Annotated in this window: 13 protein-coding genes and 2 pseudogenes; 12 read left to right on the forward strand and 3 right to left on the reverse strand. The window is 62.0% G+C overall.

Annotation, left to right across the window (positions count from 1 at the left end):
- From ACILRA_RS10995 to ACILRA_RS11005, 3 genes and pseudogenes are all read left to right on the forward strand, one after another.
- Positions 1-523 (forward strand): annotated as a pseudogene (locus tag ACILRA_RS10995) (hypothetical protein); the annotation flags it as partial.
- Between the two features lie 137 nt (positions 524-660).
- Entirely contained in the window at positions 661-1,110 is a 450-nt protein-coding gene (locus ACILRA_RS11000) for a hypothetical protein (RefSeq protein ID WP_395662146.1), read from the forward strand.
- Positions 1,111-1,652: 542 nt separating this feature from the next.
- Positions 1,653-1,886: pseudogene (locus ACILRA_RS11005) on the forward strand (transposase); the annotation flags it as partial.
- A 55-nt stretch (positions 1,887-1,941) separates the two neighbouring features.
- Here the strand turns inward: ACILRA_RS11005 and ACILRA_RS11010 are convergent.
- Entirely contained in the window at positions 1,942-2,646 is a 705-nt protein-coding gene (locus ACILRA_RS11010) for a GntR family transcriptional regulator (RefSeq protein ID WP_395662147.1), read from the reverse strand.
- Positions 2,647-2,674: 28 nt separating this feature from the next.
- Entirely contained in the window at positions 2,675-3,010 is a 336-nt protein-coding gene (locus tag ACILRA_RS11015; protein ID WP_395662148.1) for a hypothetical protein, read from the reverse strand.
- A 119-nt stretch (positions 3,011-3,129) separates the two neighbouring features.
- Here ACILRA_RS11015 and ACILRA_RS11020 point away from each other — a divergent pair, with 119 nt between their 5' ends.
- The 9 genes from ACILRA_RS11020 to ACILRA_RS11060 all read left to right on the forward strand — a co-directional run bounded on the left by ACILRA_RS11020 (position 3,130) and on the right by ACILRA_RS11060 (position 12,109).
- Positions 3,130-3,909 carry an SDR family NAD(P)-dependent oxidoreductase gene (locus ACILRA_RS11020; RefSeq protein ID WP_395662149.1) on the forward strand — a complete coding sequence of 260 codons (780 nt, stop codon included), beginning with the start codon at positions 3,130-3,132 and terminating at the stop codon, positions 3,907-3,909.
- 12 nt (positions 3,910-3,921) lie between these two features.
- Complete coding sequence (locus tag ACILRA_RS11025) at positions 3,922-5,052, forward strand: zinc-binding dehydrogenase (protein ID WP_395662150.1); 1,131 nt, start codon at positions 3,922-3,924, stop codon at positions 5,050-5,052.
- A 41-nt stretch (positions 5,053-5,093) separates the two neighbouring features.
- Positions 5,094-6,140: an extracellular solute-binding protein gene (locus ACILRA_RS11030; protein WP_395662151.1), complete on the forward strand. Its 1,047-nt coding sequence runs from the start codon at positions 5,094-5,096 to the stop codon at positions 6,138-6,140.
- A gap of 71 nt (positions 6,141-6,211) precedes the next feature.
- Positions 6,212-7,432 carry a mandelate racemase/muconate lactonizing enzyme family protein gene (locus ACILRA_RS11035; protein ID WP_395662152.1) on the forward strand — a complete coding sequence of 407 codons (1,221 nt, stop codon included), beginning with the start codon at positions 6,212-6,214 and terminating at the stop codon, positions 7,430-7,432.
- A gap of 35 nt (positions 7,433-7,467) precedes the next feature.
- Positions 7,468-8,502 (forward strand): ABC transporter ATP-binding protein, encoded by a 1,035-nt coding sequence (locus ACILRA_RS11040; RefSeq protein ID WP_395662153.1) that lies wholly within the window; start codon positions 7,468-7,470, stop codon positions 8,500-8,502.
- A gap of 1 nt (position 8,503) precedes the next feature.
- A complete protein-coding gene (locus ACILRA_RS11045) occupies positions 8,504-9,346 on the forward strand; it encodes an ABC transporter permease (protein WP_395662154.1) in 843 nt (280 codons plus the stop codon).
- Positions 9,343-10,152 carry an ABC transporter permease gene (locus tag ACILRA_RS11050; RefSeq protein WP_395662155.1) on the forward strand — a complete coding sequence of 270 codons (810 nt, stop codon included), beginning with the start codon at positions 9,343-9,345 and terminating at the stop codon, positions 10,150-10,152. Before ACILRA_RS11045 ends, ACILRA_RS11050 begins: the two co-directional genes overlap by 4 nt.
- Position 10,153: 1 nt before the next feature.
- Positions 10,154-10,942 carry an SDR family NAD(P)-dependent oxidoreductase gene (locus tag ACILRA_RS11055; protein ID WP_395662156.1) on the forward strand — a complete coding sequence of 263 codons (789 nt, stop codon included), beginning with the start codon at positions 10,154-10,156 and terminating at the stop codon, positions 10,940-10,942.
- A gap of 9 nt (positions 10,943-10,951) precedes the next feature.
- Positions 10,952-12,109, forward strand: a complete 1,158-nt coding sequence (locus ACILRA_RS11060; RefSeq protein WP_395662157.1) for a mandelate racemase/muconate lactonizing enzyme family protein — start codon at positions 10,952-10,954, stop codon at positions 12,107-12,109.
- Between the two features lie 70 nt (positions 12,110-12,179).
- Here the strand turns inward: ACILRA_RS11060 and ACILRA_RS11065 are convergent.
- The coding region (locus ACILRA_RS11065; protein WP_395662158.1) for a transposase at positions 12,180-13,281 on the reverse strand (1,102 nt) is incomplete at its 5' end.

Genomic DNA, 13,281 nt, shown 5'->3' on the forward strand with positions numbered 1-13,281 from the left:
GTTTCTGAAGCAGTGGGCAATGAACCTGACGCTGATGAATGTGGCGATGCGCAAGTTTGGTCGGGCGGTGCGGCTGCCGGATGCGAAGGTTCCGGCCACAGATGGCTCGGGGCTTTCGAAATCGGCGGTTTCCCGGCGGTTTGTCGCACTGACCCAGCAGAAACTCACCGACTGGATGTCGTCCGATCTCTCGAAGCTCGATCTGGTGGTCATCCAGATCGATGGAATGCATCTCGATGACAACCGGCTCGGCCTGCCTCCGGACCTGCGCCGGTCGCTGGCCTGCACCAACATCATCGAGAGCATGAACAGCATCATTCGCCAGGTGTGCCGGAATGTGAAGCGCTGGCGGAACGCGAAGATGGGATTGCGCTGGACCGCCGCGGGCATGCTGGAGGCCAAGAAGGGCTTCAGGCGCCTCAAGGCCCACAAGCATCTGCCGGTGCTCAAGGCCGCCCTTCAAAACCATCGTAGCGCTCAATCAGCCACCCCGGCGGTTGACCGCCTCGCTGATGCCGCATAACGTTCAACCAGCAACGCCAGCCTTGGCAATTTCAACAGAGTGCGGGACATCCCCTTATACGTCGTCAGCGCGACGCCGACGTAATCGTGGCGGCGCCGCTCTGATTTGATTGACTTACAAAGCTTGGAGTTCGCTAGATGACGCATGGCAGCCGCTTTCCTTCAACTCATCCGAATGCGGTGTCGCAGGACGTCACGCAGCGGGCAGCCGTTCCGGTTGCGCGCCACCATTTGCTCCGCTCCGTATCGCTCGCCGGGGTGATCGCCATTCTCGCGATGACTGCGCCGGATGCTTTCGCGCAGGCGCTTACCCCGGCCTCCGGCGGCGCTGGCGGCGCTGCGGGAGCAGGTGCAGGCGGAGCGGGTGGCGCTTATGATCTCGGCGGATCAACCGCTGCGACGGCGGGCGGCGCGGGAACAGGCGGCGGCGGAGGAACAGCTGGTGCGGCAGGGGCTGACGGAGGCGCTGGCGGCACGGCGTCCGCGCCCACGCCCTATGCCGGGGCAAGCACCATTACGTCAGCGGCGACGGGCGGCGATGGTGGCGGCGGAGGCGGCAATGCCACGACGGACACGAGCAGTGGTTGATCCGGCGGTGCGGGCGGCGCCGGTGCCGACGGAATAGCCGACACGGGCACCACGCCGCTCACGAATCAGGCGAACCTTACGGGCGGTGCCGGCGGTGGTGGTGGCGGCGGCGGATCGGGTTTCTCGCATCTGCTCGCCTCGCAGGTAGGTCAATATCCTTATATTGGTACCCAGGGCGGCGGGGGCGGCGCAGGTGGGGGAGGCGGCTACGGCGGTTCCATTGGCGCCTCGTCGTCGCTGATCAACACGGTGACCGGCGTGATGACAGGTGGCGCGGGCGGTACTGGCGGCGCGGGCGGCATGGGTGGGCGCGGCGCAGGCGGCGAGAACGGGAAATATCTCGCGGGCTATCGGGGCGGGACCGGGGGCATCGGCGGCACTGGAGGCGCGGGGGGCATTGGTCTCATGACCGGTGGACTGGCGATGAACAGCGGCGCTATCGCCGATGGCGCTGGCGGTGCCGGCGGCCTTGGTGGCGCTGGTGGCCCCGCCGGTCCTGCCGACCCTGTGCCTACGGCTGGCTACTCGGGTACCGGGCTGCCCAAACTCCTGCCTTCAAATGGGTCAACACCGCACTTGGCAACATCAAGGCCGCCATCACCGGAACCTACCGCTCCATCAATAGCAAGCACGTGCCGCGATATCTCGCCGAATTCGAATACCGCTTCAACCGCAGATACGATCTCGCCGCCATGATCCCGCGCCTCTCTTGGGCCGCGGTACGAACCCCTCCAATGCCGTATCGCCTGCTAAAGCTGGCTGAAGTTCATGCGTAATCAGGAAGTGTTTTGGCTCAGCCTTGAACCTCTTGTCTGAGAAGCAGGAACCCGATCATCGCGATGCTCTCACAGCATCAGGCCGTTGCCGCCGCAAACGGAGAATGTGATTCTCAATTTCCCGTTGAAGCTTCTCGACGTCTCCTTTGGCCAGGAGATCGCGCAGGCGGCGGTGTTGTGGTCCCATGATCTTTGCATCGCGTTCATCCCGAATTTCGTGGCCGAAGACGATGAAAACATGACGCGCGAGCGCCTCCCACAAGGTCGCGACAATGGCGTTTCCGGAGAGACGGCAGATCTCCCGATGGAAACTCAGGTCCGCCTTGCTGACCTCGATCCACTCCAGCCGCTCGGCTGAGCGTTCCATATCGATAATGATCTGATCCAGACGGGCAAGCACGGCGGGATCTCGCTTGCAGATAGACGCGGCGTCCACCAGCGCCAGACGTTCGAGGGCAATACGCGCTAGGCAGATCTGGTTTACCCGCACATCGTCGAACGTGGCAACCCGCGTGCCGCGGTGCGGAAAGCTTTCCAGAATGCCCTGCGCCTCTAGGATCTTGAGGGCTTCGCGAAGAGGAACGCGGCTCATGTTCAACAGGCTCGCAAGTTCCGTTTCGATGATCCTCTCCCCTGGCCGCAGCGCGCCAGCCGAAATGCCAGCGACAATGGCGTTTGCTGCCTGCTCCGCCAGGCTCTGGGCCCGCGCCATGCTCAGGGCGGGTATGGCAGGGACGGCGGATTGTGCTCTTTTCAGCATTCGGGCTCTCTTTTTCAGAGGGAGGACGTCAGGATGGACGGCGGATATGAACAATCCCTTGGAAGACTGCAACCCCGAATTGCTTTGGATCCTCACAGATGAGCGTCTCCGGAATGGTCCGGCAACAGCCATGCATCGTCGCGGTTTCGATGAAGGCCTTGATGATGTCGGGTGGTGCGTCGGTTTCGCCGAACCCGTAGCGGCCCTCGTCGTCAAAGATCTTCACGATGACATTGCTGGCAAGGCCATCGAGACCGTCCCGGTCGACTTCCGGAACGACCAGCGGAATGACCTCGATCCGCGCAATCGGGCAAACGCTTCGAAAGCGATGCCTGGCAGCTTTGTTAATCGCCTCAGTAGTCATGCCGCTGCCTCCAAAACTACTTGCACCCGATCCATTCTTGTATACATTTAGCATATTAGCTGAGCGCTGGGCAGATCCAAATGCGGACGTGACCTAGCGCTCCACGCAGGGAGATGGCCATGGTGGGCAAGTTTGATAAGCGCCGCGTCTATGTTACTGGCGGATCAAGCGGAATCGGCGCTGCAGTCGCCGCGGCCATGGCCGCGGAGGGCGCCCACGTGGCAATCGGCGCGTCGCGGCGCGCTGACCAGGCCGAAGCTGCTGCCGCGGCACTTCGCTCGCAAGGCTGGCGCGCCGTCGTCGTGAAGGCCAATCTCGCGAACCGCGCAGAGACCGATCGCGCCGCAGACGAGGTGCTGCGGGAACTGGGCGGCCTCGACATCTTCGTACACTGCGCCGGTATTGACGTAACCCAGACCAATCCGACCCATGCCACGCCGGACGAGACATGGGACCAGATGCTGTCCATCCACTTGACGGCGGCCTTCCGCCTTTCCAAGCGGCTGTTGCCAGCTCTACTCCACGGTGAACGTCCATCGGTCACCTTCGTCGGCTCCGTGGCAGGGCTCGTCGCGTGGGAAGGTGATGTTGCCTACAACGTTGCGAAGGCCGGCTTGCATCACCTTGCCCGCTGCATCGCTGCCGATTACGCCAAGCAGGGCTTGAGGGCCAATGCGATCGCTCCCGGCGTGATCGATACCCCGCTCACGCGCGGCTATGCGTCCGGCATGGAGGGGGGCGAAGAGGCCGGTATGAAAGTGCTCTCGGGGCTCCATCCGATAGGACGCTATGCCACGCCGGACGAAGTCGCAGCCACCGTTCTGTTCCTGTCCTCTGATCAGGCTGGTTTCATCACGGGTGCCATCTTGCCGGTCGATGGCGGGATGACAATGATCTGAGGAGATGGACGCATGGCACAGATCGAAATGCTGGCGGCAATCTGCTGCGAACCGGGCGAGGGCGACGTTCTCGACCTGCGCCGAGTGCGCGTGGATGATCCTCATGAAATGGAAGTGCGCGTGAAGCTCGAGACCACAGGAATCTGCCGGTCCGACATCCACTATCTGCGCGGCGTCTGGGCTCACCCGAAGCCGGTCATCCTCGGCCATGAGGGATGCGGCATCATCGAGTCGGTTGGGCCCGGCGTGCCGAAATCACGAATCGGCGAGAAGGTGGTCCTGACGTTTACCCCGTCCTGCGGCCATTGCCGATTCTGCGTAGAAGGACGGGTAGTGCTCTGCGAGGAGGTGGCGCGCGCGGCTGCACTTGGCACCATGTGGGACAATACCACCCGCTTTTTCGACATGGACGGCAGGCCTCTCCATCACCTTAGCCTCGTGTCTTCATTCTGCGAGTACACCGTGGTACCGCACAATGGCGCCATTCGCATTCCGCAGGAGACTCCTTCCGACCAGGCATGTCTGCTGGGATGCGGGGCGATGGCCGGCATTGGAGCGGCCGTCAATACGGCGCAACTGCGCCCGGGCGACAGCGTCGCGGTGTTCGGGTGCGGCGGCGTGGGCCTCAGCGTGATCCAGGGCGCGAAGCTCTGCAATGCGCTCCCGATCATCGCGGTCGATGTGCGCGCGGAAAAGGAAGCGGAGGCAAGGCGCTTCGGCGCAACACATTTCGTCAATGCGTCCTCGACCGATCCCGTTGCCGCGATCCGCGACATCACCGCAGGTGGGGCAGACTTCACCTTCGAGGCGACTGGCAATGTCGAACAGGCCGAGCTTTGCTACAAGGCCACGCGGCGCGCTGGCACTACTGTTCTCATTGGCCAGCCGACCGAGAACGCGATGGCCGGCTTTCCGCCCTACGGGATCGCGCAGGACGAGAACCGCATCATCGGCTCAAGCTACGGGTCCACGCGCCCGATGATCGACTTTCCCAAGGCGCTGAGACTGGTGAAGCACGGCCTGCTCGATCTTGAGGGACTCGTAAGCGAGGTCTGGCCCTTCGAGAAGATAAACGAGGCGATCGCGCTGGTGGAAACCGGCCGGGTAAATCGCATGGTGCTGAACTTTCCAGGGACGAACTGAAGTTGAACCGGAACGACCACAGAAACCAGGGAGACCAAGTCATGAAGAGCCTATCGCAGATCAACCGCCGGCATTTTCTGAAGGGAACCGCCGCCGCTGCCGGTGCCAGTATTGCTGCTCCCGCCATCGTGCGCGCAGCCGACCGCGAGCTTCGTATTCTGACATGGGAGGGATACGCCGGCCCCGAGTGGCTCGACAAGTTCAAGTCCGATACAGGAGCCACGGTGAACATCGTCTATGCGGGATCTGCCGACGAGATGTTCGCGAAGATGCAAGGCTCGCAAGCGGCCGACTTCGACATCTTGTCATTCGACACCTCGCTCTTCCCACGCTACATCGACGCAAAGCTGATACAGCCCATGGATCCGTCGAAGATCCCCAACATCAAGAACATCGCCCCCGAATTTGCAGGCGTCAAAGCCGTCATGCGGGGAGATGACCGCTATGGCCTGCCTTTCGCGTGGGGCTCGCTGCCGCTGGTCTACGACACGGCGGCGTTCCCGACAGCTCCTGAGTCCTGGGAAGTGATGTGGGACGAGCAGTACGCCCAGCAGATGCTGTGGATGGATGACGCGAACAACTCCATCACGCTCGCGGCGCTCATCGTCGGCGCCGCCAATCCCTATCAACTGACGGATGAGGATTTCGCCAAGATCAAGGACAAGCTTATCGCTCAGAAGAAGCTGTCTCTCAGCTACTATGCGGGCTTCGACGACGGCGTGAATCTCTTCGCGCAGAACGCCATCAAGCTGATGTTCTCCATGGGAGAGCCGCAGGTTCCGGCTCTGGTCAAGAAAGGCATCGCCGCAGCACTCACCATTCCTAAGGAAAAGGCTGTCGGATGGCTCGACTGCTGGGAATTGTCGGCAGGTGCAAAGGATCTCGATCTCGCCTATGCTTGGATTAATGCCTGCATGGACAGCGCCGTCGGGAAAGTGCTGACCGAGAAGAACGGCTACGGAAACACGACCAATGTCGACGTGAACAAGACAGCGGGCCTGACATATGGCGACAGGCTCTCCTGGCTCGAGACGGCGGAAAACTACGAGAAGCGGGTCGCCGTCTGGAACGAGATCAAGGCCGGCTGATCCCTCAGCCTGACCGATGAACGGAAGGCCGGAGAGCGTCTCCGGCCCATCTCTGGCGCACTGGAGTTTCCATGCCTCTGCACACCATCTCACCCGTCCTGACGACCGCCCCGCCGCGTCTAAAAATCACCGACATCAAGTGCCACGTGCTGCTGGCGCCCGACTTCGACGTGACCTTTACGTCGTCAGCACAGGACAGTCTCGTGGTCGTCATTTACACCGATGGCGGCGTCAGCGGCGTCGGCGAGTGCGACGCCAATCCGTGGATGGCAAAGGCCTGTATCGAAGCGCCCGGCACCCACACGATGGGCCTTTCGATCAGGGACATGCTGATCGGGGCCAATCCCTTCGAGATCGGCGAGCTTTGGCGGAAAATATACATCGGAACGGCGATGAACGGCCGGCGCGGCATGGTCATTCATGCGCTGAGCGCCGTCGAAATGGCGCTCTGGGACCTCTGCGGCAAGGCCGTGGGGCAACCCGTGCACGCACTTCTGGGCGGCGCCACGCGCAAGTCCATCACGCCCTATGCGTCGCTTCAACCGGCCGGCGGGCGCTTCGAGGAGTATCGCGACGCGCTTTGCCTGTCCGCTGAACGCGCCAAAGCCTTGGGCTTCAAGGCGATGAAGACCGAAGTCACCATGAACGGCCCCTATGCCCACAGTGGCATGCGCGAAACATACGACCGGCACACGGAAGTGCTCGCCGCCGTCCGCAAGACGATCGGCCCCGACATCACGCTCATGGTGGACGTGCAGTACCTGTGGGAGGATGCCGAGACCTGCCTTTCGGTGATCAGGGACTGGGGCGAGTTCAACACCTATTTCCTCGAGACGCCGCTGTGGTCCGACAATGTGCGCGAAATGGCGAAGCTAGTGGAGCATGCGCCCATGCCGATTGCCTTCGGCGAGTGGCTTGCCACGCGTTTCGAGTTCGAGGAACTCATGGACATCGGCAAAGTGCAGGTGGCCCAGCCGGATGTGGGCCGCGTTGGCGGTATCGGCGAGGCGAAGATCGTCTGCGACATGGCCAAGGCCCGCGGCCGCACCATCGTGCCCCATTGCTGGAAAACGGGCATCTCCATCTCGGGCACGGCGCACCTGGCCTTCGTCACCAACCACTGCGCTTTCATCGAGTATCTGCCGCCACAGCTCTGCCACGAGCGCCTCCGCAGGGAACTGGCGCATGAGGAACTGGTCCTGAATGCCGATGGCACCATCCCCCTGCCGGTCAAGCCCGGCCTCGGCGTGGAGGTCGATTGGGATGTGGTCAAGCGCTATACTGTCGCCTGAACCGGTGGGCGGCAATGGGCCTTGAACTGAGAGAGGTGACAAAGCGATACGGCACGCATGAGGTGCTGCATCCTGTCTCGCTTGCCGTTGGAAGCGGCGAATTCCTGACGCTTCTGGGACCTTCCGGGTCGGGAAAAACCACCGTGCTGCGGCTTATCGGCGGATTCACCGAAGCGTCCTCAGGCGAGATCGTGTTCGATGGCGAAAACATCACATATCTTCCCGCCAACCGGCGCCCGTTCAACACCGTGTTCCAAGACTATGCGCTCTTTCCGCACATGACCGTGCTGCAGAACGCGGGCTATGGACCGCTCGTGCAGCGCCGGACAGGCGATAAAACCCGCAAGCTCATCGACGAGACTCTGGACATCGTCGGCCTCAGCGAGCTTCGCGACCGTTATCCGGCGCAACTCTCAGGGGGCCAGAAACAGCGGGTGGCGCTGGCGCGCGCCATCATCTGCCAGCCCAAGGTCATTCTTCTCGACGAGCCGCTCGCCGCGCTCGATGCGACGCTGCGCAGGCAGATGCAGGTTTTCCTCAAGCAGATCCAGCGCCGCATCGACACGACCTTCGTCTTCGTCACGCATGACCAGGACGAGGCCATCACCATGTCGGACCGCATCGTCGTCATGAACCTGGGTCACATCGAGCAGGCCGCCACGCCGAGGGAGCTTTACTTCAGCCCGCGCACCCGCTTCGTGGCGGGTTTCTTTGGCGACAACAACCTGATCTCCGGGACCGTGTCGAATTCGAACCACATCGACTCCGCGCTGGGCAGTCTGCCTGTTGCACAACTCTCCGGGCTCCAGCGCGGCGAGAAGGTTTTGCTTGGCATTCGGCCGGAGTCGCTCAAACTCGGCAATGGCGTTGCTTCCATTCAGACGACCGTGATCGAAAGCATTTTCGGCGGCGCGCTTACCAAGTTGCTCCTGCGCCCTGCGCTGGACCCTTCGATGACCCTCGACCTGCGTATCCCCGGGACGGACAGAGGATCGGCGCCGGCATCGGGTGACGTGGTCAGTGTCACCTATGACCCAGCGGACGCCGTCGTCATTCCGGATCGTGGCTGACATGGCGAACGCGGCCACCAGATGGTTGATCTTTCTCGCCGTCGCAATCGTGCCTCTGGGCTTCATCGTGGCGCCGATCGCCAGTTTCATGATTCTGTCTCTGTTCCGCGCCGAGAAGAGCGTGATCGTCCGCGATGCGACACTCGACAATTATGTGAATTTCTTCTCAAACTGGACCTATGCCGGCACATATCTCGGCACGCTGGCCCTGTGCTTTGAGGTGATGGTGGTCTCGGTGATTCTCGGCTACCCGGTTGCCTGGTTCATCTGGCAGCAGAGGGGCTCGCGGCGCTATCTCCTCCTCCTGCTCGCCGTCGTTCCGCTGTTCATGAGCTACATCGTGAAGCTCTATACGCTGCGGTCCATGCTCGGATTGAACGGGTTGGTGAACCAGTTGCTGCTCGGCGTCGGCGTGATCGAAAAGCCCAGCCAGATCTTCCTCTTTAACCAGCGGGCGGTGCTGATTACCATGGTGGTGATCTACCTGCCCTTCGTCATCCTGCCGATCTTCCTGGCGCTCGAGCGAATCCCGAAATCGCTGCTGAATGCGTCGATCGATCTCGGGGCAGACGCATGGGACACGTTCCGACGTGTCGTACTGCCCCTCTCGCTTCCGGGCACCATCGGCGGCGCGCTCTTCGCCTTCGTCCTGGCGCTTGGTGATTTCATCACGCCGCAGATGGTCGGGGGGACTACCGGTTTCACCATCGGGCGGGTGATCTACTCGCAATTCGGCCTGGCCTATGACTGGCCCTTCGGCGCAGCCATGGCGGCTATCCTCCTGGCGACCTCGCTGGCAGGGATCATCCTCGCCGGATTGGCCATGAGCCGGCAGCGCATATGAAGATGCAGAGCGGGGGACACAAGATCGCTGTCTGGGTGACGGGAACACTGACGGTCATCGTATTCGTGCTGCTCTACGCCCCGGTGTTCATAAGCATGCTGTTCTCGCTGGTCGAGATCAGGCAGGGCAAGATCCTGTGGGATACGCTGAGCTTCAGCCCCTATGTCACGCTGTGGTCGAACACCAGCGTCACGGATGCCCTGACGAACACCGCCATCGTGGCGATCATCTCCGTCGCTGCCTCCTCCGTGTTGGCCGTCATTCTGGCCCTCTACACGGAATGGGAGGGCGCAATCGGCAGGAGAGCGCTCGAACTCACGATCTATCTTCCCTTCCTCCTGCCGCCCATCGTGACCGGATTGGCCCTGCTCGTCGCCTCGGCCGAAATGGGCCTGAACCGCGGCCTCGCAACCGTGGTGCTGGGCCATGCGGTCTTCGTGCTTGCGGTCGCTTACCGGCTGGTGCTCACGCGACTGCAGGCCCTGCCCCGTTCACTGGTGGAGGCCTCGTTCGACCTGGGGGCGAGCCGCTGGCAGACCTTTCGCCATGTGTTGATGCCACATCTCGCATCCGCCGTGATGACCGGCGCCGTGCTCGCGCTCACGCTCTCTTTCGACGAAACGCTCATCAGCACCTTCGTTGCTGGCGACCAGATGACACTGCCGCTTCGCTTGTGGGCAATGATGCGCGTGGGGTTCACGCCCGAAATCAATGCCCTGGTGACGGTCGTGCTCCTCATCACCATCCTACTCGCCGTCATCGTGGCGTGGCGCATGAAACCTAAGGGAACGGCCGAGGAGGACTGACGTGAGTAACGACAAGAGACTGAAGGACCGGGTGGCGGTGATCACAGGAGGGGCTCAAGGCATCGGCTTCGGCGTCGCCGAACGGCTAGCGGCGGAAGGCGCCATCACCATCCTGGCGGACGTGAATACCGCGGTGGCAACGGAAGCCGCTCAAAGACTTGCCGGTCAGGGCTACAGGGCCGAGGCCCTGTCCGTCGACATCGGTGACGATTCTTCCGTGGCAGAACTGGCGAAGGCCGTGGACCGCAAGCACGGACGCTGCGAGATTCTCATCAACAACGCGGCAATCGGGGCGGACACCCACATCGCGACGATGAAGATTGAAGACTACCACCGCATCATCCGCATCAATCAGGATGGCGCGGTGCGGATGGCCATGGCCTTCGTGCCCCTCATCAGGAAGGCCGGAGAGGGACGCCGTATCGTCAATGTCGCGTCGATCCAGGGCCTGCGCGGCTGGCCAAACCAACTTGCATATGCGACCGCCAAGGGCGCCATCGTGAACTTCACCCGGGCGCTCGCCTGCGACCTCGCACCCGACAACATCATGGTCAATGCAATCGCCCCGGGCTTCGTCGACACGCCCATGTCGATCCTGCCGGACGGATCGCACGAATACGACTCCGACTGGTTCCGCGATATTTATGTCAAGTATGGCCGCATACCCTTGCGGCGATTCGGCAATCCTGCTGACATGGCCGGACCCATCTTCTTTCTCTGCTCCGACGATGCCCGCTATGTGACCGGCCAGATCCTGAGCGTCGATGGCGGCGCATCGGCAACATTCTGAGGACATGCAATGACACTCGATAAACTGCGCATCCGTTCCATCGTTGCAGCACCGCTCATGGGAGACAGTCCCAAGGGCGGCTGGTCCGCCGAGATTCGGCCCGACGATTCCGTGCATGCCCTGATCGCAGTGCATACCGAAGAAGGCATCACCGGATATGGTAGCGTCTTCACCAATGGCGGATTGGTCGAGGCCGCATTGACGGTACTCGAGCCGCTATACAAGGGCGAGAACGCCCTTGAGCCCGAGCGAGTGGCCGAGAAGCTCAACCAGAACAGCTTCTGGATGGGACGCGGCGGGACGCTGACCCACACGATCAGCGGCATCGACATCGCGCTCTGGGACATTCTGGGCAAGGCGCTGGGCCAACCCGTCGGCAGGCTCCTCGGCGGCATCTACCGCACGAAGGTCAGGCCATATTGTTCGCTTCTCATGGAGGAGCCCGATCAGATGAAGGCGGCGTTGGAGCCCTTCGTCGAGCAAGGCTTCCGGGCGTTCAAAATCGGGTGGGGACCCTTCGGGCGGCGCGGCAACGCCAGGCTGGACGAGGAGATCGTTCGAGCCGCCCGCGAGACCGTCGGCGCGGACAGCCAACTCTTCATCGACGCAGGCGCAAGCGATGCCTATTGGCCCAACGGGTTGAAATGGGCACTGAATACCGCACAGATGCTCCGCGACTACGATGCCGGGTGGTTCGAGGAGGCCCTGAAGCCCGATGCCATCGACGACTTCTGCGAACTCCGCCGCCAAAGTCCCGTGCCGATCGCCGGCGGCGAGGTTCTGACCCGTCGGCAAAGCTTCCTGCCGTTCCTGCAGCGCGGCGCCTTCGACATCGTCCAGCCCGACGCCACGAAGGTTGGCGGCATCTCCGAGCAACGGCGCATCGCATGGATGGCCGAGGAGTTCGGCGTCAAGTACATCGGCCATGGTTGGAACACTGCGATCGGCGTGGCCGGGGACCTGCAGATTGCCGCCGCATTGCCGCACGCTGATATCGTCGAGTTCATCGGAGGCAGCGCCTATGTCGATGGCATCCTGACGCAGCCGTTCAATCTCGACTCAGATGGTTATCTCGAGATTCCGATGAAGCCCGGCATCGGTGTTGAGCTCGACTCGCAGAAGGTCGCGCGGTACTCCACCAATGCAGCAGCACTGTTCTCGAAATGATCTGCGGTTTTCTATAGACCGCGAGGTAACTGGGGCAGATTCCGGGGCGTTTGCGGGTTGCCGCCGAAGCTTATTCGGGTGCGGCCACCAGACCTGCAAGGCTCGGTATCTTGGGTCCTGGAATACCGAGGCGGTCGCCAAGGAAATCGTAGAAGGACACCTTGAGCCTTCTGCATGTCTTGGAAAGCCCGAGCATCACATCGCGAGCTTCCCGTCCGTTTTCGCTGACGGTCCCGCCGGAGATCTTCCGCTTTGTGACGAAGGCGCGGATGTCGTTCTCAGAACCGTTCGTATTCAGCGGGATGTCAGGACGCTCGAGAACCAGAAGCAGTTCATCCTTGTGGCGGTGGATCCGCCGCAGCAAGCCATCGAGTGTGGAATAACCAGACCGGCCGCGCTTGAAGATCCGGCTGAACTGAGCGCGCAGGGTTTCGGCTTTCTCGGGAGAGGGGAAGAGCTTGTAGTCCTTGAGACGGCCATAGAACCACCAGATCATGCGCTTCGCGATATTCACGGCGTTGCGCTGCTTGTCATTGACCGGGATGAGCTTGTGGACGAGACGCTCTGCATGCACCCAGCACAACGCGTGCTGGCCGACACGGAACTGGCCTGCATCGTCGGAGACGATCACCGTCTTCTGTAACAGGCCCAGATGCTTGATGGCGCCCCACACGCCGGCTTCATTGGCGATCAGGACAGGATCGGGCGTCACGGCTGTCTCGCGGGCTGTCAATGCTTCGACATGCCGGGCCCAGTCAGCCGGGTTATCGAAGATACGATTCTGATGAGCGGCAAAGCTGTTGATCAGTTCTTGCGGCAGGTGGCGCCCCTTCATGTATGCGAGGGCAGCATTGTTGATGACCCACAACGAAGTGTTCCCAAGAAGACGGTACAAAAAGCTCAGCCGCGACTTGGACGGGCCAGTGCGGAAGGTGGTGAAGCGGGGGGAGCCGATCTGCGTGGTATAGCAATTCCGGCCTGCGTGGCGCGCACCCGTGTCATCCACCGTGACATAGGCGCCGGAGAGACCGGCTTTCAGCACCGCCTCGTCTTCCGCCCGGAATGTCTCGAGCTTCGCCGTGAGGAGGCGAACGACCTGCCGCTTCGAGATGTTCACGCCCATGTCGTTGAGAAGTGCTGTGATGCGCTCGCAGGTAACCTGTCCGCTGGCA

Origin of the sequence: Aestuariivirga sp., assembly GCF_044239095.1 — a bacterium.
Lineage (GTDB): Bacteria > Pseudomonadota > Alphaproteobacteria > Rhizobiales > Aestuariivirgaceae > Aestuariivirga.